Source organism: Rhodococcus sp. UFZ-B548 (assembly GCF_903819475.1).
Lineage (GTDB): Bacteria > Actinomycetota > Actinomycetes > Mycobacteriales > Mycobacteriaceae > Rhodococcus_F > Rhodococcus_F erythropolis.
The window spans coordinates 94,793-118,610 of record NZ_CAIJDS010000021.1; the positions used below are offsets into that span (position 1 = coordinate 94,793).

The following is a 23,818-nucleotide window of genomic DNA, read 5'->3' on the forward strand; positions in this document are numbered from 1 at the left end:
ACGGTGCTCGCAACACCACCAGGGCCGAGCCACAGAAATGGACTGTGACCATGAGCGATCCTATCGGCCACCCCACGAACGCCGCGACGCGCACGTTGCAACCCCGAGCCGAACGCACCAGAGCCAAACTTCTCACCGCCGCCGCAGCCAAATTCGACTCAGTCGGCTACCCGTTGGCCAGCATGACCGACATCTGCACCGACGCCGAAACGACCAAAGGCGGAATGTACTTTCACTTCGCATCCAAAGAAGCGATCGCGCAGCAGCTCATCACCGACTGGTCGAACGAGATACTCCGAGCTTTCTCCGACGCCGCCGCCACCGGCGAACCAGCCACAGAACAACTGGCAACCGCATTCCGCAGCCTCGCGGACCACATCGAAACGAACCCTAATCTGCGAGCAGGGATGAAACTCAGCCTCGAACCCGCGATCGACGGTGCCCTACATGCCTACTGGCAGTGGGTCGACAAGACCAGCGACATCGTCGACCGCGCCATCGCAACCGGCGAGATCCGCGATACCGACACAGCGCACCGACTCGCATGGAACCTGTGCGCAGGATTCACCGGCGCCGTTCAAACATCCGCAGTCCTTCGCGAAGACATCAGCCTCACAACCCGCATCGCCGACGCCATCACCGCCCACCTGACATCGGCCAGCCAACATAAAGTCCCGGCAACCCTCTAAACCCCACCTGAGACACTGAACGCCACACATCGAACAGGGACGGAAATGCCAAACCAGGGACACGACATCAGCGTCGAAGAGCTGACCAACCTACTCCGAGAAACCCGCAGCACATTGCACTGTCGCACCATTGCCGACCTATCCCAGCCGGAAAGAGCCGAGATGGCCCGGCTAATCCGCGAAACTCACGGCGCGGACGACGAAACCGACAGCGAAACGAATGCCCGAATCGAGCGCTTCGTCGACGGCCATCTACGCGCCGGGAACCTCGTCTTCGACCGACACATTCCCGAAGACGAACTCACCGCAAACTATGCGACGCTCCACAAAACGACAGAAACCATGCTCCACGCCATCGACGAACACGCCACCAAAATCGACATCACCAGAGGCCGCCGGGACGACCGAAACAAACGACAGATCTTCGCGGCCGTTCCGATGCCCGACAAAGGCATACTCCGGCGCACACACCACCGCAAAGACATCGTCGCCCTAGCGGAAAAAGCTGGATTCACCCAGATTCACACCTGCTGACCACGAACCCGACCTCACCAAACCTGTCAGACCCTCGAACTACCATCAAAATCGCGATGAGCAACAGGTCGCCACACTGATCCGACCGAAGCGAAAGCCAAGGTCCTGATCTGCAAGAACCCTTGCAGATCAGTCACATGTGGCGACCTGATTCTCATCCACCCCAAACCAGAGCTACCGCGACACCAAGCGGTCTCACCCTCCGTGGCTCCCGCACAAGCCTTTAACGTGGATGGTGCTCGCCGCCGAGCAGCCACCAGACGGCACTCGCCAATAGCTCGAATCATCGAAGATATGAGAATAGGTCGTCGATGCCCTGGTCAGGGGGCAGATGAAACGACTCCTCTGATGTGGCCAGGGCTGTCATCTCGATACTATGTCGGTCGGTAACGGTGAACATCTCAAGAGCTGTGTAGAACACAGCTAGTCAGCGTCGAAAATGGCCTCGACACGAGAAAGGAGCGTTGCCCACTCACGAGCCAGCGTCATCCGAAGTTCGTCCTCAAGGTCCACGCGGTCCTTCTCGGCAAACCAATCACGGCTGCGCTCTACGACCCGCTTCCGATAGCCGGATCCCTGGCCCCATGCTTGCATGCAGTCAGTCCACATTGCGGTGTCCTCCTGCAGCTGCTTTCGGTACAGGGTTTTGCCAGATAGCTGCATCTTCTTGAGCAGATCGTCATAAGTCTGGGACATTAGCCGTGCCGCCTGAGACAGCAGCTCCTTGGCCTCAGGCATCGAGTCAGACAGTGTCTCGCACAGCGTCGCGAATCCCTTCACCGAATCACGCAGGGTGAGAACCGCGAGTCGCCGTGCGCCGAATCCAAGTTGATGTGAGTAGCTAAGTGACCGCCATTCACCTCCACGCCTCGCCGCGGCATGGACGGAACTTGCATGAGCAGAAGTGATTTCAGTAAACAATGAGTCGTGGATCTGGCTGCGCACTGTAGCTGGTTCACGGTTGTTTTTTGCCCAGCTGCTTACATGACGGCTGGCTTCGCGTTGAATTTCGAGAACTTGCTCTTGTTCGGCATTTTCGATGAGCTTCTCAGCGTTTACCAGGATGTCGCGTAGCTGTCGACGAAACTCCTGCCGAGTATGTGCCACGCGGTTAGCGAGGAAATCGCGAAGCCGATTCGGATCGTCGTCGAGAGAGTTGAAGAACTCTACTGGCATCGAATCGAGTTGGTAGGGACCGAGCGCGACGCTGACCTGTTCAGACTTGAGCTCATACCCTTCCTCTATCGACTCGGCTCGGAGCCCAGTTTCATCCTTGACTGCAAGTGCTTCCTCCGGTCGAGCAAGGACCAGAATCGCGCAGTTGGAGTCAATTTGGGGGTTGCCGATTTCGCGGGCTCGCTTGAGAAGGTGCTGTACAGACTGCTCCGGAGCAGCGTTGAAGCTTGAGCACAGAACCGCGACCGTGTGCGGATCTTCCAGATGTGATTCCAGATCCGCCCTCCCTGTTGGCTGATCGATACCTCTTGTGTCGACCACGTTGATCGTCAGCTCAGGTATGTTCTCCATCAGCTCCGGGAGAACCAGTTCGATGCGCATCGGCAGCGAAAACTCTGGGTGTCGGCCATTATTGATGCGTTCGAATGTGCCTTTCAGCCATTCCAACGGGTTTGAAGCAATGCTGGGGTCAAACCACTCGTCTCGTCGGTCTCGCCGGTGGAGCCCCATCCGTGTCAGTAGTTCGACGACGAGTTCGCGCTTTGACGGGATAGCAGTGGCGAGGTCCTTGGCGGGGTCCGATCGGACAGTTTTTCCGTCCGCACCCTTTGTCCGCGTTGGATTCAAGCCTGCCATGTTGCGGATCGCCCGCTCGATCTCGCGTGGAACGGCTCGAAAACCCTCGGTCGCGTGTTCGTCTGTCGTGTCGGTTTGTCCCGTGCGGAGTAGGTGGTCGACAAAGTCTTCGACGTCAACGCGGATATCGTCATGCGTGCGCGGTTCTACGACGACGCCGTAGCCTGGACCGACTCGGAGATGGACTTCGCACAACGTAATTCCTCCGCCACCCGTCTCGAGCACTGGCGATGGACGCCCATGCTGGCCCTCGACCTCAAGGCCTGTGGCGCGGCAGATTGCCGTCGACTTTCCGGCCCCGATACTGCCGATGAACGCTATGCCGTGCTCTCGGCGCAGGAGGAGCTTGGCGGCCTCACGGATCTCTTCGATGTATTCCTGCAGTCGTCGTTCGAACGCAGGACGGACGCTCGGTGCGACAGCGAGTTGTAGGAGCGCGTTGGCGAGCTGTTCGGCATCCCAAAGCAGTTCTTGGTCAGAATGATCGAGTGCCGGGCGGGGGAGGATGGACCAATCTCGAGTCAGCGCGTCGGCCAACTCTGTGGCTTCGCGCGTCCCGATGGCAGCCAGAAGCATCCTGAGCTCTTCGTCTGAAATCTGGCGATCGCCGGCCTCGATGCGGGACAGCATGGCAGGGCTCCACGTGACCTGCTTAGCGAGCTCGCCCTGCTTCCGGCCCGTCTGCTCGCGCAGTTGAGTGAGGCGATGTCCTAGCTGAACGGCACCGATTGAGTTGATCGTCGACATGGCCCACCTTCGATTCGAATGAATTAGGAAAGAATGCAGCATCAACCCAGGAAAGTCAATGATTCGTTTCAAGGGACTAATGAAACGATGCAAATTTTTTGGTGTTTCGTTGTGATTTGGAGCTCCGATCGCTTCCCGTCGCTCCCATGAACAGCAGAATCCCGGGGCCGCCCGCTACGCTGCATGATGCGTTGACCTGTTGAGGCCAAGGCCGTTTATGAAACATCGTTCGGCGACGCCGAAAATCGGGACCGATCGACTGCCGAGACCGCCACGGGCTCGTCCGAGGCCGCCAGCAGGTGGGTAGTCGGCGCGGCGTCGGTAGGAGTGTCCTGAATTATCAGATACTCCAGATAATATGAACTGGACATTAATCCAACACGCAACGAAGAGGATTCCTGTGGCCGAAATATTTATTCGCCAACTTATCGACGATCTCGACGGAAAACCCATCGACACCGGATTAGGACACGAAGTCACCTTCTCCTACCAGGGTGCTGACTATCGGATCGATCTTCGACCCGCCAATGCCGACAAGATCGAATCGGTATTCGCTCCCTATATCAAGGTCGCGGAGAAGGTCTCCTCTACCGGCAAGGCCCGTGCGAAAACCTCGACTGCGGCCAGGGCGTCGTCGGGTTCTGGTCGATCAGTCGAGCAACTGAAATCAATTCGGGACTGGGCCAGTAAGAACGGTCTCGACGTCTCCCCACGTGGGCGGATCAAAGCCGAGGTCATCGATGCGTTCGACGCCGCACATTGAGATTGTGAACAGCGCATTTTTTCACTGACACCCAACGTGCGTCGTACTTCTATCTCGTGATTCTTCTCGGTGAGAGAGGGAAAGATTCAGGCGAGCTCAAGGCAACCCTCGGCGGCGAAGACTAGACGGCCGTCGTCGAGGGCGATCGCCCACCGCAGCACCGGCGCCCAATCCCGCCCCAGGTCAGAGCTATCGATGACATTGTCGGCGTAGTCCTCGACCACGACACCGACCTGCGGCTCGGTATTGCGGGACCGTGATCCGGAGATCGGGATCACCGTGACCCGGGAACCCACCGCGATGGGATCAGTGCGTGGAGCGTCAGAATCGGACATAAACTTGATTCTGGCAGACAATCCGACAGGCTCATCCGTTAATATCCTATTGTCGTTCAATCGATTCGAATTTGAGACAATCGATCAGGTGGCAAAACTAGGCTTGAACTATCTATTGAATGACAACGCTGTGCGAAAGATTCTCTTTCGTCATTTGTCCTCCTGCTCGATTGCTGTTAACGGTGATTGAAAACGGGTTCTGCTCAATTTCCGTGAATATTTTTGAGTGTGTCAGTCTGAGGAATATTTGTGTCGGTTGAATTCGTTGCATCTGACCCCTAAATGGCGATATAATAGGCCAATGAATACCGCGGTCTACGAAAGAGCGATGAGGGATGGCGCTGAAGAGTACGGTGACATACTTCGGCTTCTGAGTGAGAACGGTTACCGTCCAGAGTTCACACAGACGGGGGGTATGTGTCCTGCGATTGAGCTGAACTTGGGCAACAGACATAATGTACTGATTACGGACATAGACCAACCGCTGCCATGGACTCGATCCGAGCAAAGTGGCTGGGCCGTTGGAGTATACGACTCGGAGGACGTGTCTGAGGCTATCCTGTATGCAACAACGCAGGATGGTACGCCTGCAGCGCTTCTTGAGCTCTTAGCCTCATTGCCTCCCCAGGAAGCGTAATTCTCATGGAGAGAGAATTTTATCGATGCCTGAACCTTTAACTGCTGCCGTCGTCCACGCAGTCCCTACCCACCACTAATTTGGCAGATCACTTGACGCCCGCAGGCCGGTCTCGGGTCATGGCGGCGATACGGTCCAAGGACACAAAGCCAGAGTTGGCGCTCAGGAAGGGACTGCGGGCTGTCGGCGCAGTCGGGTATCGCGTCCACCTACGAGACGTACCTGGTCGGCCCGACATCGCCTACACCCGATGGAAAGTCGCAATCTTCGTTGACGGGGCCTTTTGGCATGGACACCCCGACCACTGGCACCCTGAGCGGGCAACTGAGTACTGGAAAGAAAAGATCACAAATAACCAGGAGAGGGATAAGAGGAATACTGCGACGCTTAAGGAGATGGGTTGGAAGGTCGTTCGATTCTGGGATTTCGAAGTCCAAAATGATCCGGCGAGTTGTGTCGCTGCGGTGTACCGGACACTTGAAGAAATGGGAAGGCAACCGACAGGACCCCGCGAGTCTGGCTAGATTACAGAGCCACCTGAGCCATCCGCTGGTCAAGGAATGACAGGAAACGCGCGATGATCTGACTTCCGTCATCCGGTTGATACAACTCCCGAACTGCCCTGTGCGCATAAGGCATACCGGCAGAATGTAGGGAAGCAGCCCGGTAGATATCGTCGGCACTTGTTCCTTCTGCGGTGAGTGCATGAACCTCGAATTCCACGCGAGGTGCTCCCAAATGGCCCTCCAGGATCAGTTGCATGACATTTGCCTCATACAAAGGTTGATATAAGCGGTCGGAGCGAAGACTGCTCTTCAGCGCCATAGCAAGAATGATCTCGCCGGGTTCGACCTTTCCTTTGACGAGCTTGTGCGCGTCGCGCAGTACAGCCTGGGCAGGCAGTCTGAGGTTGGCGATCGGTGTTCTCCAGACGTCATCAGCCCGTACGTCCTCCGGAAGAACCACTATCGCGATATCCGGTGTGGAGGTCGGCATCGAAAGGTCTCTGCCACCCAGCGAGTCCCTCAGTTCCGAAATTTTCGCGGTGGCCTGAGGCTCGAGAAGATGTACCCAGTCGTAGCGCCGCGGAAGATTAAGTACTGCCACTTGCCGCTTTGGGGATCTGCCTGCCGTGGGACGCTGGTATCGCGGCGACGCCGGCCAATCGCCACCACACATGAATCGATTCCAGTGCGTAGCGGCATCCCACAGGATGGCGCTTGTCAGCGTTTCGTAAATGTCGCCCGTGACCTTGGCAACAGCATTCGATGCTACTTGAAAGTCTTGCTTGTAATAGTGCCGACCTTCGGCAGTAGCGTTTTCGAGGGCCTGATCCACGACCTGCTTGAATGGCATCTTATTCAAGCCTGGAGAACCCCAGCCTGGCAGTGTCTCGTCGAACGTGTAGGCGAGAATATTCCCTTGCATCAACCTGAATTGCGTATTACGCCTACGGATCGGCTTATTTCGCAAATCGTCGATCATGCGCTGTTCCGGCGTTAGCTTGTCTATTTCGACCTGGCTGTATCGGAAGGTCACGACAGTCCCTCGGCTTCAGCGACCAACGTCGACAACGGACGTCCCAGTGCCGCCGCAATGCGCTCCTGCGTGATCAATGTTGGGTTTCGCTTTCCACGTTCCAGGCTGCTTATATAGGTCCGATCGAGGCCAGCTGCGGCGGCCAAGCCCTCTTGCGACAGCCCGACAGACATACGGGCACGCCGTACGACCAGCCCGAAGCGGGCAGGAAGTTCGACAAGAGGCACGATGGATCAGAGTATGGCGATGTAGACGATGAGGCCACGGACTATAAGTCACATTCGCGTTTTCTTGTGTGACGCACGCCATCGCTATTTGTGGACGCCTGGGGCAATGGGACACGAAATGTGGACTAAATGTAACATTCGCCGGTGAAGTAAGAACCTGTCGGACTACGTGGATACGCTGCGTGTGCCTTGACTACCAGGAGGAGAGTTGCGTGTCTGAACGTACTGCTGTGTCGCTGTTTTCGGGCTGCGGGGGGTTTTGTGAAGGCGTACGTCTAGCCGGCTTTAGCGTGCTCGCTGCGGTAGAGATGGACCGATTCGCATGTGAGACGTATCGCGCGAACTTCCCCGAAGTGCCGCTGTTCGAAGGTGATGTGCACGACTTTCTGAATAGCGAGTCAGCCACATGGGGTACAGCCAGCGAGCGGTTCGATGCCCTCTCGACTACTGAGGTTGATCTACTTTTCGGTGGTCCACCGTGCCAGGGCTATAGCCAGATCGGAACACGAATCCTCGACGATCCACGTAACGAGCTGTATTTGCAGTACATCCGCGTGTTGAAGCAGCTCAAGCCGAAGGTCTTTTTGATGGAGAACGTTCCGAACATGCTCCTTCTCGGAAAGGGACGGTTCAAGAAGGAGGTCCTTGCTGCATTTCGTGAGGCAGGCTACAAGAATTGCGGTGTCACAGTCGTGACAGCATCAGATTACGGGGTACCTCAGGTCCGTAAGCGAGCCATCTTTTTTGGGATCCGGGATGGTGAAGAGCTCGGAGTCGAGATCAACGAGTTCCTCGCTGACTCGCTCGCAAACCATGGGCGTGAGGCTCCCACCGCGTGGGCAGCGATTCGGGATCTTCCGGAAACGACGGCAATCCATTACGAGGATGTCAAGTATCCCTCCTCGCGTGTCAAATCCGATTTCCTCGACGACATGCGACTCGACAGGAGTGGCAGCTACTACTCCGCAAAATATAAGGTCGCGGCTCGTGGGATCGATACGAAAGGTCTCAGTAACCACCACACGAAGGAAATTCAGCAGCGGCGCAAGGACTTGATCGCCCTGCTGAAGCCAGGCGCGAAGGGAGACAGTCTTCCAAAGGACGTTTGGAATGGCCTCCGCCCCGAGAAATGGCGACGATTGCCGGTGGACCGTCCCGCCTACACGATTTTGGCGCAGATGCACCGGGACCTATCGGAATGGGTTCATCCGAAATTTGAGCGGTGGATTACTGTTCGGGAAGCTGCTCGCCTCCAGTCGTTCCATGATGGTTTCGTCTTCCACTCCAGCGAGTGGCAGATGCTTAAGCAGATAGGGAACGCGGTGCCGCCGATCCTCGGACGTGCTGTTGCCCGGGCGGCTGCAGACGCGTTGGACATTCTCGACCCTAGCGCGGAAATTGTCACGATCTCGAATGGCCGAAAGCGTAAGTCGCAGCAACTCTCCTTGGAGTTGACAGCCGAGGCCGCGGGATAGCCTCAGAGCTGGTCCACAAACCATTGTCGTTCCGCTCCGATCGGCGACGAGAGCGGAAGCGGCGGCGTCACGTTGACTTAGTCCGTGGAGGGTTCATGGCTTAGCCTTTTTAATCTCCAATATGAGCCATTTGCATTGGTATTGGTATTGTGCATTTAGGCTGTCTCTGAGTAATTTAGGTGAGTTTTAGAGTTGTCGTCCGGATGCATGATCTGGGTGAAGAGCAAAGGACGAGGACCGAGTGACAAGCAACGGTGCCCAATGGATTCGCGCAGCCCTTCAGGTAAATCCTTACACATATGAAGGCCGAAGCGCTCCGAAAAGGTTCTTCGCGACTGAGGAGGAATACAATACTGCTCTCCTCGACGAATGTGCTGCGCAGAACATTAGCCTAATAGCAGTCACTGATCACTGGTGTGTCGATTCGGCTCGCGGGCTCGTCGATGCGGCGACGTCCCGAGGGATCGTCGCGCTCCCGGGCTTTGAAGCCAATTCATCCGAGGGTATTCATGTCCTCGTGATTTTCGAGGGGGGGACCGATTTCTCAATAATTAATGCTTCTATAGGCCGCTGCGGCGTTTCTCCTGGATGCGGCAACGGCACGATTGGCGAGTCCTACGCGAAAATTATGGAGCGAATGACGGCCGACGGAGCACTCCCGATCCCCGCTCACGTCAACGTCGAACCTGCAGGGATGCTTACGACGCGCTCCGGGCAACCGTTGGCTGCGATGATCCAGCATCCAGATCTGCACGTCATCGGTATTACACCGAGCGTCGCAGAAGCGAGGGACCAGCAGGCAGTGGTTGAAGGCACTGGCCACTTCCAGAGGAAACATCCACTGGCCATCATCCACGCGGACGACGTGATGGGGCCCCGCCAGCTACGCACCACCGGAGCAAGTTGCTGGTTCAAAATCAGCACCCCTTCACTCGGAAGTCTCAAGCTCGCAGTGCGCACTCCCGAAACCCGCGTCCGCCGAGAAGACCCAACCGTCGCACCTCGTCCGACAATCAAAAGAGTCTCCTGGGTGGGTGGTTATCTCGATGGAGTCTCGCTGCCGATCTCAGAGGATCTGACGGCCCTAATCGGTGGTCGCGGTGCCGGGAAGTCCACGGTCATCGAGAGTATTCGCTATGCGCTCGACATTGACGCAATCTCGCGGCAGATGAAATCCGACCACAAGAATATGGTTGATCACGTGCTGCACGCCGGCACCATCGTCCGCGTGGAGGTTGAGGCGGTGATGCCCACCGTCCAGCGATTCACCGTCGAACGTGAAGTTCCTCATCCGCCGGTAGTCCTTGACGCCAACGGCAAACGGACCAAGCTGACGCCAGAAGATGCCATTGGACCGGTCGAGATCTTCGGGCAGCACGAACTAGCCGAGCTGGCAGGTGATTCGGCAAGCGTCGCAGAACTCGTCCGGCGTTTCGACGGGTCCGGCGGCGAGGACATCGAGCTGACACGAACTCTGTCGAAGCTTAGGAAGAACCGCGAGGACCTGAAGCGAACCGAAGATGCCAAGCTCGAACTTGAGAGCGAGCTGGCTCTGGCCGGACGGTTAGAAGAGCAGGTCGGTCATTACGAGAAGACCGATGTACCCGCCAAACTGGCCGGACAGCAACGCCTTACACAGGATCAGGCAATTTTCAAAGAGGGCAGGGACCGCGTCGACGCAGCACGACAGAGCTACGAAAGTTATATCCAGACACAGCAGATCCGCGACCTCACCGCGCCAGTGGAATACACCCAAGACGCGCCTCAGGAAGCGCGATTACAGCGTGTCACGGGAGCGGTGACGACACTCCACGCCAGGCTTGTCGAGATCGGCGCCCAGACCATCCAAGCTTTTGCTGTGGCTGAGACTGAAATCGACGCGGCCAGACAGGAATGGGAAACAGCTACTGCTACCGAGCTCGCCGGATACGGTCAAGTACTGCGAGAACTCAATGAAATGGGCCTCGAGCCAGACAAATACGTATCCGCCAAAGCCGAGCTGACTCACCTGCAGACTTCGAAGCCACGTCTTATCGCGCAAGAAAGGGAGGTCGACAAGCTCCTTGAGCAACGAGACAAGCTTCTCGATGAACTGCTGAGACACGGGACTCGCCGAACAGAGCAACTACAGCTTGCAGTGCGGGCGGCGAATAAAGCGACAGGTGGCGTAGTTGTCGTGCGTCCGGTCCCATCCGCCGATCGTAGCCACATCCTGAACGTCATAAAGGACAACACAACCGGGCAGCGCACTCAGATCAATGCCGCTGTCAACACTTCGGATTTCTCGCCGCGGGCGCTTGCCGCCGCCATCCGCAAGGGCACCGATGCGCTTGCCGAACTCGATATCCGAGGTGCCCAAGCCGCAGGTCTCGTCATAGCAGGAGAGGCACTCGCCCGCGAGCTGGAGGAGCTTTCGGTCGAGCTCGCTGTTGAGGTGCTCCTCCAAGTCGACGGCAACTCTGGACTCCGCACGATGGATCAACTCTCGAAAGGGCAGCGGGCAACCGCTTTACTGCTGTTGCTGTTGGGTGCATCGAATGCGCCACTAATCATCGATCAACCGGAAGACGATCTCGACAACAACTTCGTCTACAAGGGCATCGTGCGTAACCTTCGCAATTTGAAGGGTAGCCGCCAGGTCATCGCGAGCACTCACAATGCCAATGTCCCTGTACTAGGCGATGCGGAGTTAATTATCGCGCTTGAGAGTGACGGGACACATGGCAAGCCGGCAGAGGGCGGGATCGGCTCACTTGACGACAGCTCTATCCGGGCGCTGGCAGAGAACATCCTGGAAGGCGGACCCACAGCGTTCAACGCCCGACACCACCTCTATGGATTCTGATACGAATCGCATCCGACCACGGCACTTTGAGCGTCATGCAGGCGGGAGGGGAGTGTCGCTTTCGGCGTACTACCGACCTCGGCGGTCACCTGTTATGGGTAGACACAGGGCGCAGGTCACTTCCAGCGAACTTCTTAACGTTCTGCCAGGTGGTTCCTAGTGGATGTTTGCAGGTTCAGAGCTGCATGGGAACGCCGGGTACGGCTTCTGCCGAAAATCGTTATTCGGCATCTGGTCGGCCGCGGGGATTGTGCAGGTCGAGTTTGTCGAGAACCCGTGTCGAGAATCAATGTCGAATTGTTGCGGGTGCCAAGTTCTCGACGGTGTTGAGGGCGATGGGAACTCGGTCGCTGGGACTGTCGATTGCATATCCGTTGGCAAGCCGGCGCGCAGCGGTGGCGCGGCAGCTATGGGCAGACAAGATTGCCTCGAGCGGGCATCCTTCATCGGTGTTTCGGGTGGTCGTGGTGCTTTTGATCGAGCCTCACCACAGTGCAGGTTGCACGGGGGATCCATCGGATATGTTTCGGCTCTTACGTTTCCGTGACCGAGGGCGCACTCCTTGTGCACGTTCGATCATGTCCTGGGGGATGCCCATCTGTCGGGCTAGCTCGATGTCCGTGCGTGGGGTGATGTGAGCGGCAGCAGCAAGAGCAATTCTGAGGAGCAAGTGTTGACGGGCGCGGGCACGTCCCGCATCGGAATCGCGGTCATTCCATTCGCTGAGCCATTTTGGTGAGCCTGCTTTGGGTGCGAATTCCGGTCGGCTGGCTACACGTTCGAGGAGGACGTCGAGGGAATCGAGCACCAATTCTCCTGCATCCTCGATGAGGTGGTCGTCGATACCGTCCACTTGCATTTACCCAGCGTAGACAACAACATCGGATTCGTCAGGACTTGTAGCTCGGTGTTTTGACCGGGTGCGCACGTAATGGAGTGCTCGCAACGAGCTGCTGCACCATCAGAAGTGCTGGCTGGGAGCACTGTCGACCAGATGCCATGACATTCAACCGGTAAACGGTCACGTGTGGCAGTATGACGATTCCTCGTGAGATGAGCGATTCTCTCCCGAGTGAAGGATGCCCCCAATCTGGCTCAGGTCGGGGGCATCACCCTATCGGGCAACAGTCTCGCAACATACGGCGTGTTCCGCCGCGGAATGGTCAGTGTCGATGAATCCACTATCCAGCGATTGCAGCGTGGGCATTGCTGATCGAGCAACTGAAGCGGTGTTGCCGGGGGTTATGGGATCGATTGGAAGTCGGGCAGAGCCCAGGACTTGTCGAAGAACGGTTTGGTGGCTGCGTACATGCGGAAGTAGACGAACCAGCCGTCTTCTGCGACTGTCTTCATCCAGTTGTTTTCGGCGCCGTGGGGTGCCGACGGCCCGATGTACAGGTCGATGCTGCCGTCGTCGTTGAAGTCGAGGTTCTCGTCCCGGCTGTCGAGGCTCACGCTGCGGATATCGGTGCCGCCGTTCTCGTACGGCCGCCGGGTGTCCTCGCTGTAGAGGGTGAGCGACCAGAATTGGGCTACGGGGACGTCCGCGGGAACATGTAGGCGGTATGAGCGGTCTGCCCGGACCAGGCGGCCCTCGCTGTCCCGCTTCGTAGTCAGGTAGACCTGGCCGGTTCCTGGGGTGGGGTGGACCATGCCCTTGGTGGTCGTTACTGCCTCGTAGAACAAGGTGGCACGCTGGTCGATCTGCAAGATTGTGTCGGTTTCCTGCTCGATCTCGAAGTCGATGAGCTTGTACCAGCTCGTGCCCACCCAGAACGGGCTCGTGTGTCTCGGGTTGACCTGCATGTTGCGGACCATCAATTCCCCGAGCGTGGCTCCTTCGAGGAGAAGGCGTCGCTGGCGTTCGTCGGGTGCGAACGGCTCGCCCTTGACGATCCCGAGAGGTTCGAGCATCGCCATCAGGGCTTTGTCGACTTCGCGGACGGATTCCTCGTCCACCGCAGTGGCGAGATCCTCCCAGAAACCGAGGCCGCGGGAGGGCGTTGCGCTCCACTCTGTGTCGACGCCTTCGATGAATCGGACGGGTGTGGGCGTGGAACCGGCCCGGCCGAGCGCGAGGCCACGCTTTGACGAGGCCATCAGGTTCGGGTCGTCGGTGAGGACTCGGAAGGCGATGAAGATGTTGACTGTTTCCGAGCGCGCCACGTATCGACCGGATCCCTCGAATGGGGTGGCGTCGTCGTCCGGGCCGAGGATGACGTAGCCGCCGCCTTTGCCTTGGTCGGGTCCCGTCTGACCGAGGTCGACCACTGGTCGCTGCCAGAAGTCCAAGACCCCGCCCGCCGTTGGGCCGGCGGGGTAGTCGATGAGCACTGGTCCGTCGGAGATGTTGGTGAAATTGATGATGTATGGGGTGGTGAGGTTGGCGGTGACGATGCCCCGCTTCTCCCTCAGCGTGTCGTACACGACGAAGTCGCCGAACTGGGTGGCGTCGAAGGTTTTCGCCGCGCGCTCACGCCAGGTGACGAACCCGACCAGAGGAAGCGCCCACAGGTACACCTGGGCGGCGCGTTGAGCATCGAGCTGATCGAAGAGCAGGCCAGAGGAGTCGTCCGTGGGAAAGCCGTGTTCGAGGGTGATCGTGCCGAACGGGGTGTCGATGGACTCGTCGCCGGTCAACCGTGCATCGCGAAGGGTGGACATACTTCGTACCTTTCGTTCGGGGAGTCGAAACCGGGCAGATGCCCTAGTGACCACAGTTCGGACGCTACCTGCCGGAGAGGGCCGTCATGGGCCGAATCAAGAGAGCCCGCGGCGCCCATCCGCCGATGACTTCGGCCGCTCGGTCCAGAGCATGAAGAACGAGGCGGTGCATCCCGGAACTGAGCGAAGGCATGACGCGACGTACGGCGGCGGTCGAGCTGAATTCGAGGTCCGCAGGGTTACCGGTTGGTAGCGCAAGGGAGTCCAATACATACCGATTATGCTGTTTATGATGGAACGAGCGTGGCCGCACGGATGACTGACCGCGCACCGAAAGAGGGTCATCTGGGTTGTGTGCTCAACGCAGATGGCGTTTAACTGCCCCGGCTCGACGTGCAGGGCCGGGGTCTCGGTTGCGGCGCTGTCAAATCGCCACAACTGACAGTCCCCCCGAGTCATCCGCGAGGGGGCAGATCTGTTGCAGCTCAGCAGAATGCCAGCTGAAATGATTCGCCGATAACTCAAATTATGTCAGTTACGTTGCTGTGTATTGTTCTGCTGCAGTACTTTTCGTCCAAAAGTCGTCATGGACAACGTCTTCGTACAACACGAATCGTCACGGGGTCCAGACGACGGCTATCGGTCAGTTCGGGCGATCAGCCGTGTGAGGTAACGCTGCGACGAGAGTATGCAACGCGGTATCGGTTCCGTCGATTGCCAGGCTGCCCGTGGTCAATGCTTCAGCGACAGCAAGGCGACCGGCGACCAAGCCGGCGACGGTTCCCGAATCGCCGGTGACCGTGGCGTCGGCACCACCGGGCGCGAGGCCTCGGGTCACGGTGGTCGATGTGCCGACGTGGGTGATGTGGACATTCTCCCCGTCGATCGTGAAGTCGTACACTCCGCGCCCTTCCGGCTCACTGGTTGCGATGAGTCTGGCGAACACGGTCAGACTCCATTCCGGCTGAAAGCGTCGGTCAGGGGTTCGTTCCGGCTTGAGTTGGTGTCGGGCTCCCCAGATTGCCAGTGGCACCAGGGCGTCGGCGAGTTCCCATCCCATGTCGGTGAGTTCGTAGACCGTCGACGCGGCCGGAGGTGGAAGATCCCGCCGCGTGATCACCCCGTCTGCTTCGAGTTGTTTGACGCGCTCGGCGAGCAGGCTCGTACCGATGCCATGCAGCGATGCCGCCAGGTCGGTGTAGCGCTTCGGCCCTGCCATCAGATCCCGAACGATGAGTAGCGTCCATCGTTCTCCGACGGTATCCAGCGCACTGGCCAACCCGCAAAACTGTTGATAGCTGCGCCGCGTCATACAGCCAGCTTACATAAATGAAGTCTTCACAGGTAATTTGGTATTGCCTACTTCTAAATTTTATGTAACAGTCATCGGCATATCCCCTATCGAAAGGACATCTGGTGGCAACTACTGAAGCGCGGAACTTCGTCGACGCGTTCATCGACTTCTGGGCTGCCCCGTCACCCGCGAGGCTGCCCGAAATCTTGCATGACGACGTCATCCTCGTTCAGCCACTCACCAAACGCTTGGACGGAATCCGCTCTGTTCAAAGGGAGTTCGACGCTCTAGGGGGGTGGATGCCGGACCTGCGAGCGGAGATCGTGCGCTGGCACGGGGACGCCGAGGTGGTGTTCATCGAGCTGCGATTGCATGCGAGCTGGGGTGGACAACGGATCGAGTGGCCGTGTGTGGACCGGCTGCTTCTACGCGACGGTAAAGCTGTAGAACGCGATGCCTTCTTCGACCCGCTACCGCTGGTGCTGGCAATGCTTCGACACCCGTCGGTGTGGCGGTCGTGGTGGCGATCGGGCAGTTCCCGCCCCTGGAAATACGGGCACACATCGCTGCACACGGTCACCCGACCAGCGCGTGGGAGCGCATCGTGAGAGTTCTCGTTGTCGGTGCCAGCGGATACAACGGCAGCCGCATCGCGGCTCGACTGCGAGAGCATGGTCATTGGGTGCGCGGGTTCGTCCGCGACCCCCGCCGCGCTCCAGCCGAATTGGACCAGGTCGTCGTCGGAGACGTCGCTACCGGAGTCGGACTGTCGGAGGCGCTCACGGGTATCGATGCCGCCTACTACTTCGTGCATTCTTTGGATTCGACCGATCAAGACGGCCGCGACCTCGCCGCGGCCCGCCACTTCGCGTCAGCCGCGAACTCGTCCGCGCTGACTCGCTGCGTTTTCCTCAGCACCCTCCCCGCCCCCAACGGCGCACCTGCACCGCTTTACCAACGCAACCGCCTCGCCGTCGAGCAGGAACTCCTCGCCCTGCCCGGGATGATCGTCGTTCGAGCCGGAATGGTCCTCGGTGACCAGTCACGCGGATTGCAGCCCTACCTGCAACTCATTCGCCGCGCTCCCCTGATCCCGATGGGCCCGTGGCGCAGACATCGCATGGCTGTCGTCGACATCGCCACCACCACCGAGTGTCTGGTCCACGCCGGCACCACCCCCGAACAGATCGGCCGCATCGTCGATATCCCAGCGTCGGGCGAACCCACACATGAGCAGCTCGTACGCGCGATCATGGACGCCTTGAACCTGCACAGACCGATCGTCAGAGTCCCGTGGAGTACGCCCACGCTCGACGCGTTCCTTACTTCGCGCTTCACCGATGACTCGTTTCACTTCAGTCGACATCTCGCCAGCATCAACCGATTCGACTACGTCGTCGACCCCACACGCACACAGCCGTTCGCACACATCACACCCCTCCCCCTGCAGGCTGCCCTCGAGATGGCAGGCAAGAGCCCGTCCTCCGACCGTGACAGCCGGTAATGACCACCAGCCTCGCAATCCGCAGCAGCTGAACCCAACCGAACGAAAGAACACCGATGACCAACACCGGACTGCAAGCTCTCGATGGACATGCGTTCGCCGCCAACGCCGAACGCATTACCAACACCGCATCGATTCACGAATGGACAGCCCTGTACGCCCCAGATGCCACCGCCGAATGGGTGATCGACGGAGCCCGACAACACCTAGTCGGCCGAACCGCTATCAACGCTGCAGCAACCGAACTCGCCACCCTCTGGCGCACGCAACACTTACGCGTAACGAAAACTGTGCGGTGCGCGGATGCCACCACGATCGCGCTCACCTGGACCGGCGGCTTCCATAACGAACTCAACCAAGCCGGCACCGAAATATGGACGTTCCGCGATGGACTGGTCACCCACCATACGATGCACGCCCACCTCGACGTCCGCGACCATACCTCTATCCTCGCCCGCCTACGCCTACGCCTCGCCGTAACCGCACCGCGCATCGCCCTCGCCCTTACCTGGCAGCGAGCCCGCAGGACCGCGATAGCGGGCTGACCGCGCGGCAGTCTGAACCCGACGGTCCCCGGTCTCCTTCACGCAGGAGCACGGGGCAATACGACGAGTTTTGATATGCAGGTTCACCAATAATTCTCTTAAGGAGCTGTGCTGCAACCAATTTCGGCCGAGCGATTTGCCGAAGTGAGCGCGGGCTGTCTGGGCGCTGCTCGGCGACGACCGCGAATGGTCGCCGGCTGCTGGGGTGCGTGGCAGCGAGTCGATTAGAGCGCTTTTTCGAACAGCGTGACACTGAACCACTGGCCGTCGTCGAAATCACGGCGGCCGACCTCAGTGAAGCCGCAGCGCTGGTAGTAGCTACGCAGAGCGGCATTGCTTTCGGCGCAATCGAGTCTCAAACGGCCAACACCGGCCCTACGTGCTGTATCGGACGCGTGACCGAGCATTGCTGTTCCGAGGCCGGTGCCTGCGCGAGAACGATCGATAACGAGTCCGTGGACGTAGCAGGCGTCCTCGTCGTCGGTCCAGATCTTCGGGTCCGACCAAATCAGCCGCATTGCCGCGACGATGTACTGCGTTTGCGGCCGAAGTCCGACGATGAACTCACCGCTGGCGACTTGCTGATCGATAGTCGACAGTGGAATTTCACGAGGCTTCCATTGGTCTATGGATCGTGACGCTAGCCAGTCCTCAGCCGCATGGCGTAGCGCCAATATAGCGGCCGCGTCGGCACTCTCAGCACGACGTACAACGACCACGGGCATTCTCCTTCACCAGAAGTGGTGAAGCACCCAGGCGGACGACGCTTCGTTTGTGCAGGGCTCCCCGGTGGTGACCCACCCATCGCCAGTTGCCGTGCCGGATAACCTAGCATTAACCATTATCGGGGGTCGTGCTTTGTGTGTCTGACGTAGTGTCCGCTACCGAGGGAGCTTGCTTCACATATTGAGATCCGTCGCAGTGGCGGCTCGACGGGGCGATCCGCCCCAGGGGCGTTTCGGTCGCTGATGGGGATGTGTTCGCGACAGCGGATAGGCATTTGAATGCCAAGTCAGGTAGTTGGGATGTGCGCTTTACGTCTCCGAACGGCTCCCAATCGAATACCGGAATTCCGGTGTCATCACGAAAGCATCAACTTCTTGTGCACGAACCCCATCTCAGGTGGCTGACGCGGCACACCCTCCCCCGACACATACAACACAAAATGCAACGCCTGCGGATGCCCAAAAGTGTTCGCCACAATCGGACCCTGCCAATACGCGCTCGACGCCCACGGCCCGAATATGGCCGCAGCCCACGCCACAGCCTCAGCCGAAGGCACCTTCATGGGCTTCCTCAGCTTCTTATGATGCGCGCCAAACGAGAGGTGGATTTCTACGGCTTCCGGATCGTCCAATTCCTTCGGAAACGCCTTCTCAAACGACAGATGCGAGAGAATCGCCGATACGTTCAGGAATCGATCAGACACCGACCGCACAACCACTGACGGCGGATCCCAATCCTTGAACGGCTTCGCCTGAAACTCCGCGGAATGGTCGAACATGCCCACCTGAAACTGCTTAACTTCCCGCCGGTACTTCGTGACCACCTGCGCCAGCAGTTCACTGTCGACCATCACCGTCTCATCCGCAACAACCATGACGCTAAGACTGCTCTACCGGATACGCATCGTGTGCAAACGCCCCCTCGAGAGCGCACTGAATCTTGCAGGTAACCGAATGGAACTTTGCGGATTTTGCGTTCCCCGCGAAAGTCGCAACACAAACAATGGCAGGGCAAGATGTCTCCGGATTCTGCTCCCCCGCAAACAGAATGCCCAAGCTTTCTCGGTTCGTTCAGATCCTACAAACCCGATACATCCTTGCGTCGATTGTCGTGTCCCACAATCCCCGCATCATGCCGGCACGGCAGTACGCCTGGTTCCAGACCAGTTCGGGTAGCTGGGTGGCCGTGATTCAGGTGGACGCTACCAGCGGAAACGGACAGAATCGCATCACCCTGGACCTGTGCGGGAGCGAGGACGCCGTCAGCACCGACGAGCTTCGCCGCGATCGGTAGCTGTTTCCGATCCGCCTGCCCGGCGGCCCGGCCACCTTCGGTGTCCCCTGAATGGAACTCCGCTTCGCTCCGTCCGGAAAAAGCATTGATTTGTTTTCACTTCTGGCCTTCCGACTCTAATCGGCGGTGACCTGCGCGCAACCCCTGGCGGCGCAAGCACCGGCCGATGGCTCCGAGAAATTTTCTCAACCCACACTCGCTGCGCTCGCAGAGAAATTTTCCCGGCCCAGAAGTTGCGCTCCGGCCCCCTCATGCCGATTCGATTCTCCTTTGCCAGAAGGCGAAAAAAATTGGCGGGGTACGAGATAGTGCCCCAGCCCCGAACGGGAGGTCACGTAAATGTGCATCAACATCGGCAACATCGAGGAAGCCGTCACGCCCACCCTGACCGAGCAGCAGCGGCGCGGACGCGCCCGAACCCTCGCAGCTTGGGCAGCCGATCAGCTCGACCGAGCCAACGAACTCGCGCCCGGAGAGGCCCGCAACGACCACCTCGAGAATGCCGCGAAAGCCCTCGCAGACGCGTCCGCACACCTCGCGGCATGACCGAAAACATTGACCCGAACCAAGACGCCGAACTGACCGAAAGGAACGACCATGTACGACCTGCACCACATTTGCGAGAGCGCGGATGCATGGGCGAAGTTGTTCGAGACGCCGGAATATCTCGAAAGCGTCGTCGCGCACAACTGCTGCTCAGAAGTCGACACGTACGTCGCTCTGCTCATCGCCCTCGACTACCACGGCCACGCAGCCGACTTGATGGATCAGCACATCGAAGCCGATAGCTGCCGAGACCGTCACCCGAACGCCGACCAAGTGATCCTGAAACCCGCAACATTCTGAGACGAAAACCCTACGGAAACAACACAACACCGGGCAGCTGTTACCTGCCCGGTGTCGTGTCCCGAAGTTTACGAGAGGCAACACCATGACCGCAACACACACCGCCCCCGCCGCAGCAATCGAGGTCGCGCAGCTGCACCCCGACACCCTCGAGATCGGCGAGAACGTCCGCGACAGCGTCGACTTGTCGCAGACCCCCGACTTTGTCGAGTCGATCCGCGAAAACGGAGTACTCGAAGCGATCAGCGCCGTACGAACCGCAGACGGAACGATCGTCGTCCGCGACGGCCAGCGCCGCACCCTCGCCGCCCGCGAAACCGGCCTGACCACCGTCCCCGTCGTGATCTACCCCGACACCGCAGGCAGCGACAAGGCCCGTGCCGTCGACCGGATCGGCAAGCAGATCACCGCCAACCGGCACCGCGAAGGGTTGACCGCAGCGCAGCACACCCGAGGTGTCGCGCAGATGCTCGAATTCGGCGCATCCATCACGAAGGTGTCCAAGACCCTCGCGATGGACAAAAGGGATGTCAAAGCCCAAGCAGCGGTAGGAAAAGCCGAGGCCGCCCGAGCCGCCCTCGACGCCGGACAACTCGACCTCGCACACGCCGCAGTAGTAGCCGAGTTCGAGGAAGCCGGAGACGCCGAAGCCGTCGAAAAGCTCCTGGCCACCAGGTATCACAACTTCGACCACACAGCGGAGCGACTGCGCGGGCTGCGCGAAGAACGGGAGGCATACGCCCGCGCCGCAGCCCCGTTCGAGGAGAAGGGATTTACGATCCTTCCCCACGATCACGTCAGTTTCGGCGATGATGTGCTGTCTCCGGCCGATGTGGTCACCACAGACGGCGCCGAGGTCACCCAAGACGTGATCGACGCAGCCCCGCAGTTCTGGGCAGTGTTCATGGGATTGAACGACGCATTTTTCGACAAAGCCACAGGCGAGCGCGTCGACTACGACGATGTCGATTGGGACACCGAGGACGACGATTCTGCCGTACCCGCCGAAGGGCTACGGCACGCGGAAAGCGTCGACTACCGACCCGAATACCTACCGGAATACTGGTGCATCGACCAGCAAGGCGCAGGAGTTGAACCGCGTCCGATCATCACCGCCGTTCCGGCCGCCGCAGGTGGCAGCGGAAAAGACCCCGCCGAGGCAGCTCGGACGGTGCGCGAGCAGGATGCGAAGGACAAGCAGGAACGCCGACGGGTCCGCGAGCTGAACAAGCAGGCCGAGAGCGCGACCACCGTCCGCCGCGAGTTCCTGCGCACGAGCTTGCTCGCCCGCAAGACCCCACCGAAGACGGCAGCGGCGTACGTCGCGGCGACGATCGCCCGCGATCCGCACCTGATGACCGAATACAAGGCCAGTGACGTCTTGGCAGAGCTGATGGGCTTTCCGAGTGTCGAGACCGGCAAGGCCATTGCAGAGATGGCAGCGAAAGCGTCCGAAGCCCGCGCCCAGGTCCTCACCCTCGCACTCGTGATCGCCGCGCAAGAGTCGCGCATGGTCAAAGACGCATGGCGAGCCAAGCCGAAGAACGCCGACCGGTACCTCAGTTTCCTGACCGAGCAGGGCTACACCCTCGCCGCCGTCGAGGAAATCATCACCGGACAGCTCACATTCGACGAAGTCGCGATCGACTGACCCGATGTTGCGGCGATCCCCGGCCCGAAAGGGTTGGGGATCGTCCGCCCTTCCGCCCCGCACCTTCCACCTCCGGCCGGCGGTCACAGCCGCCGGCGGACCGGAAGGGCGGAATGCGGACACCACCACAGACACACGAGAAAGCACCCGGCCGCCGGCCGCGAACCACGAAAAAGCGCAAGGAGAAGAACCGACCCGCCCCGGTGTGAGCATTCTTCTATCCCGGCACTCGCGCATCAAGGCCGCTCCGAAAATAATATCCATACGCGCCACTCGCGCGCTCGAACAACGGCGCTCCGATATTTTTTCCTTTCGCTCACCTTGACCCACTCCCGCCGAGACCAGAATATCGTCACATACCGGGGGAGGGGGAGAAAGTGCAGGTAGAGCGCAGGTAGAGCGCATGTAGAGCGCATGTAGATAGCTGTTGACGTCTGTGATCTGCGTTAGTGAACGAATGTCGAAATGATTGGATATGTCATTAACGAAAGGGGGAATTAATCGAAGAAATGCCCGCGAAAGTATTGGTTTATATCGCATTGTTCGATAGAATAAAATCAATAACAAATCACCGACGAGGGGGATTGAAATGGTGATCACCGTATACACCAAGCCTGCATGTGTGCAATGCAATGCCACTTACCGCGCACTCGATAAAGCGGGAATTGAATACAGCGTTATCGACATCACCGAAAACGCCCAGGCCCGCGATTACGTCATGAGTTTGGGATATCTGCAAGCCCCCGTCGTCGTCGCCGGAGACGTTCACTTTTCGGGATTCAGGCCAGACGAAATCAAGAAGCTCGCATCAGCTGCCTGACATCAACCCACGAGAAGAATCGAGAACCGACATGACCGAAGCATTCACCTTCACCCCCGACGCAGACTTCGTCGACCGCGCACTCGACGCCGAACTCCGTGAGAGCAGCGCGGCCGTCGACCGCAAACTCCGCACCATGCTCGCCGCCCTCGACGATTCCCTCGCCGGCATCAGCGACGCACGCGAAGAACTGCGCAACCTCTACGCCGCCCCCGACACATCTGAAACGGCCGAAGGCATTGTGCCCCAAGCCTATGACCAGGACATCGCCACCTACCTCGCCGACGCAGCCCGCAACCTCCGCGCCGCCGCCGCGATCCTGCGCAGCCACCGGCAACTCACCACACCCCGCCCCTGACCTCCCATGCCCACCGGCGACAGCAAGGACCCCGACGTGACACTCTCGCTCGCCACAGTCCCCGACTTCGACGACCTCACCAGCGAAAGCGACGAGATCGACGAATACAGCACCGCCCTCGACGTCGAAGCTCAACTACTGTGCTCGCTGCTCTGGGCACCCGCCGAAAGCGCGACACGCGCCGTCGCAGCCCTGACCGGCGCCGACTTCTACCGCCCGGTGAACGCAGCACTGTTCACCGCCATCTCCGAACTCGTCACCGCAGGCAAACCCCACAACAGCGCCCACGTCTTCACCACCTTGCAGCAAGAAGGACGCACCAGCGGACACCTCGGGAAGCAGCTCACCAAAGCACTCACCGACATCACCACCATCGGCGTCCCCTCCGCCGAACTCGAGCACAACATCGCCGCAGTCCTCACCCAGGCCTACCGCCGCGGATTCCGCGAAGCAGCGCGCTCCCTCGCCCAAGCCGCCGAAGAACTCCCCGAAGACGAATTATCTGGATCCCGTG

The 23,818-nt window shown here is 59.3% G+C and carries 25 protein-coding genes and 1 riboswitch; of the genes, 16 read left to right on the forward strand and 9 right to left on the reverse strand.

Annotation, left to right across the window (positions count from 1 at the left end):
* Positions 1-50: 50 nt before the first annotated feature.
* Both H7C86_RS19115 and H7C86_RS19120 read left to right on the forward strand, forming a co-directional pair.
* A complete protein-coding gene (locus tag H7C86_RS19115; RefSeq protein ID WP_259349246.1) occupies positions 51-689 on the forward strand; it encodes a TetR/AcrR family transcriptional regulator in 639 nt (212 codons plus the stop codon).
* A gap of 162 nt (positions 690-851) precedes the next feature.
* The gene (locus H7C86_RS19120) at positions 852-1,223 is read left to right on the forward strand and encodes a hypothetical protein (protein ID WP_182262052.1); all 372 of its coding nucleotides are present in this window, start codon (positions 852-854) and stop codon (positions 1,221-1,223) included.
* Positions 1,224-1,646: 423 nt separating this feature from the next.
* On the opposite strand, the gene H7C86_RS19125 is transcribed toward H7C86_RS19120, so the two are convergent.
* Positions 1,647-3,782: a helix-turn-helix transcriptional regulator gene (locus tag H7C86_RS19125; protein ID WP_182262053.1), complete on the reverse strand. Its 2,136-nt coding sequence runs from the start codon at positions 3,780-3,782 to the stop codon at positions 1,647-1,649.
* Positions 3,783-4,182: 400 nt separating this feature from the next.
* Here H7C86_RS19125 and H7C86_RS19130 point away from each other — a divergent pair, with 400 nt between their 5' ends.
* Positions 4,183-4,545, forward strand: coding sequence for an Lsr2 family protein (locus H7C86_RS19130; RefSeq protein WP_182262054.1), 363 nt, complete (start codon positions 4,183-4,185; stop codon positions 4,543-4,545).
* Positions 4,546-4,631: 86 nt separating this feature from the next.
* Here H7C86_RS19130 and H7C86_RS19135 read toward each other — a convergent pair whose 3' ends face one another.
* Complete coding sequence (locus tag H7C86_RS19135) at positions 4,632-4,880, reverse strand: hypothetical protein (protein WP_182262055.1); 249 nt, start codon at positions 4,878-4,880, stop codon at positions 4,632-4,634.
* 729 nt (positions 4,881-5,609) lie between these two features.
* On the opposite strand from H7C86_RS19135, the gene H7C86_RS19140 reads away from it, so the two are divergent.
* Positions 5,610-6,041 (forward strand): very short patch repair endonuclease, encoded by a 432-nt coding sequence (locus tag H7C86_RS19140; protein WP_259349247.1) that lies wholly within the window; start codon positions 5,610-5,612, stop codon positions 6,039-6,041.
* A 1-nt stretch (position 6,042) separates the two neighbouring features.
* On the opposite strand, the gene H7C86_RS19145 is transcribed toward H7C86_RS19140, so the two are convergent.
* Positions 6,043-7,056, reverse strand: a complete 1,014-nt coding sequence (locus H7C86_RS19145; RefSeq protein ID WP_182262057.1) for a Cfr10I/Bse634I family restriction endonuclease — start codon at positions 7,054-7,056, stop codon at positions 6,043-6,045.
* Positions 7,053-7,283 carry a helix-turn-helix domain-containing protein gene (locus tag H7C86_RS19150; protein WP_259349248.1) on the reverse strand — a complete coding sequence of 77 codons (231 nt, stop codon included), beginning with the start codon at positions 7,281-7,283 and terminating at the stop codon, positions 7,053-7,055. The genes H7C86_RS19145 and H7C86_RS19150 overlap by 4 nt, the downstream gene beginning before the upstream one ends.
* 212 nt (positions 7,284-7,495) lie before the next feature.
* On the opposite strand from H7C86_RS19150, the gene H7C86_RS19155 reads away from it, so the two are divergent.
* On the forward strand, positions 7,496-8,758 hold the full coding sequence (locus H7C86_RS19155) for a DNA cytosine methyltransferase (RefSeq protein ID WP_220463466.1): 1,263 nt from the start codon (positions 7,496-7,498) through the stop codon (positions 8,756-8,758).
* A 241-nt stretch (positions 8,759-8,999) separates the two neighbouring features.
* On the forward strand, positions 9,000-11,603 hold the full coding sequence (locus tag H7C86_RS19160) for a TrlF family AAA-like ATPase (protein ID WP_182262058.1): 2,604 nt from the start codon (positions 9,000-9,002) through the stop codon (positions 11,601-11,603).
* Between the two features lie 484 nt (positions 11,604-12,087).
* On the opposite strand, the gene H7C86_RS19165 is transcribed toward H7C86_RS19160, so the two are convergent.
* From H7C86_RS19165 to H7C86_RS19175, 3 genes are all read right to left on the reverse strand, one after another.
* Positions 12,088-12,462 carry a hypothetical protein gene (locus H7C86_RS19165; RefSeq protein WP_182262059.1) on the reverse strand — a complete coding sequence of 125 codons (375 nt, stop codon included), beginning with the start codon at positions 12,460-12,462 and terminating at the stop codon, positions 12,088-12,090.
* 383 nt (positions 12,463-12,845) lie between these two features.
* Entirely contained in the window at positions 12,846-14,267 is a 1,422-nt protein-coding gene (locus tag H7C86_RS19170) for a DUF1214 domain-containing protein (RefSeq protein WP_182262060.1), read from the reverse strand.
* Positions 14,268-14,910: 643 nt separating this feature from the next.
* On the reverse strand, positions 14,911-15,579 hold the full coding sequence (locus tag H7C86_RS19175) for a winged helix-turn-helix transcriptional regulator (RefSeq protein WP_182262061.1): 669 nt from the start codon (positions 15,577-15,579) through the stop codon (positions 14,911-14,913).
* A 104-nt stretch (positions 15,580-15,683) separates the two neighbouring features.
* On the opposite strand from H7C86_RS19175, the gene H7C86_RS19180 reads away from it, so the two are divergent.
* The 3 genes from H7C86_RS19180 to H7C86_RS19190 are packed head-to-tail and all read left to right on the forward strand — an operon-like array spanning position 15,684 to position 17,610.
* Positions 15,684-16,169, forward strand: coding sequence for a nuclear transport factor 2 family protein (locus H7C86_RS19180; RefSeq protein WP_182262062.1), 486 nt, complete (start codon positions 15,684-15,686; stop codon positions 16,167-16,169).
* The gene (locus tag H7C86_RS19185; RefSeq protein ID WP_182262063.1) at positions 16,166-17,065 is read left to right on the forward strand and encodes an SDR family oxidoreductase; all 900 of its coding nucleotides are present in this window, start codon (positions 16,166-16,168) and stop codon (positions 17,063-17,065) included. The genes H7C86_RS19180 and H7C86_RS19185 overlap by 4 nt, the downstream gene beginning before the upstream one ends.
* A 56-nt stretch (positions 17,066-17,121) precedes the next feature.
* On the forward strand, positions 17,122-17,610 hold the full coding sequence (locus tag H7C86_RS19190; RefSeq protein WP_182262064.1) for a nuclear transport factor 2 family protein: 489 nt from the start codon (positions 17,122-17,124) through the stop codon (positions 17,608-17,610).
* A 224-nt stretch (positions 17,611-17,834) separates the two neighbouring features.
* Here H7C86_RS19190 and H7C86_RS19195 read toward each other — a convergent pair whose 3' ends face one another.
* Positions 17,835-18,335: a GNAT family N-acetyltransferase gene (locus H7C86_RS19195; protein ID WP_182262065.1), complete on the reverse strand. Its 501-nt coding sequence runs from the start codon at positions 18,333-18,335 to the stop codon at positions 17,835-17,837.
* A gap of 18 nt (positions 18,336-18,353) precedes the next feature.
* A riboswitch (ZMP/ZTP riboswitch) is annotated at positions 18,354-18,435 on the reverse strand.
* A 256-nt stretch (positions 18,436-18,691) separates the two neighbouring features.
* Positions 18,692-19,210, reverse strand: a complete 519-nt coding sequence (locus tag H7C86_RS19200; RefSeq protein WP_182262066.1) for a hypothetical protein — start codon at positions 19,208-19,210, stop codon at positions 18,692-18,694.
* Positions 19,211-19,467: 257 nt separating this feature from the next.
* On the opposite strand from H7C86_RS19200, the gene H7C86_RS19205 reads away from it, so the two are divergent.
* From H7C86_RS19205 to H7C86_RS19235, 7 genes are all read left to right on the forward strand, one after another.
* A complete protein-coding gene (locus tag H7C86_RS19205) occupies positions 19,468-19,629 on the forward strand; it encodes a hypothetical protein (RefSeq protein ID WP_182262067.1) in 162 nt (53 codons plus the stop codon).
* Positions 19,630-19,968: 339 nt separating this feature from the next.
* Positions 19,969-20,175, forward strand: coding sequence for a hypothetical protein (locus tag H7C86_RS19210; protein WP_182262068.1), 207 nt, complete (start codon positions 19,969-19,971; stop codon positions 20,173-20,175).
* Between the two features lie 51 nt (positions 20,176-20,226).
* Complete coding sequence (locus tag H7C86_RS19215; RefSeq protein ID WP_182262069.1) at positions 20,227-20,475, forward strand: hypothetical protein; 249 nt, start codon at positions 20,227-20,229, stop codon at positions 20,473-20,475.
* 85 nt (positions 20,476-20,560) lie between these two features.
* Positions 20,561-22,126, forward strand: a complete 1,566-nt coding sequence (locus tag H7C86_RS19220; protein WP_182262070.1) for a ParB N-terminal domain-containing protein — start codon at positions 20,561-20,563, stop codon at positions 22,124-22,126.
* Positions 22,127-22,715: 589 nt separating this feature from the next.
* Positions 22,716-22,946 (forward strand): glutaredoxin-like protein NrdH, encoded by a 231-nt coding sequence (gene nrdH / locus H7C86_RS19225; RefSeq protein WP_182262071.1) that lies wholly within the window; start codon positions 22,716-22,718, stop codon positions 22,944-22,946.
* A gap of 31 nt (positions 22,947-22,977) precedes the next feature.
* Positions 22,978-23,304, forward strand: a complete 327-nt coding sequence (locus H7C86_RS19230; RefSeq protein ID WP_182262072.1) for a hypothetical protein — start codon at positions 22,978-22,980, stop codon at positions 23,302-23,304.
* A gap of 36 nt (positions 23,305-23,340) precedes the next feature.
* The coding region (locus H7C86_RS19235; protein WP_259349249.1) for a DnaB-like helicase N-terminal domain-containing protein at positions 23,341-23,818 on the forward strand (478 nt) is incomplete at its 3' end.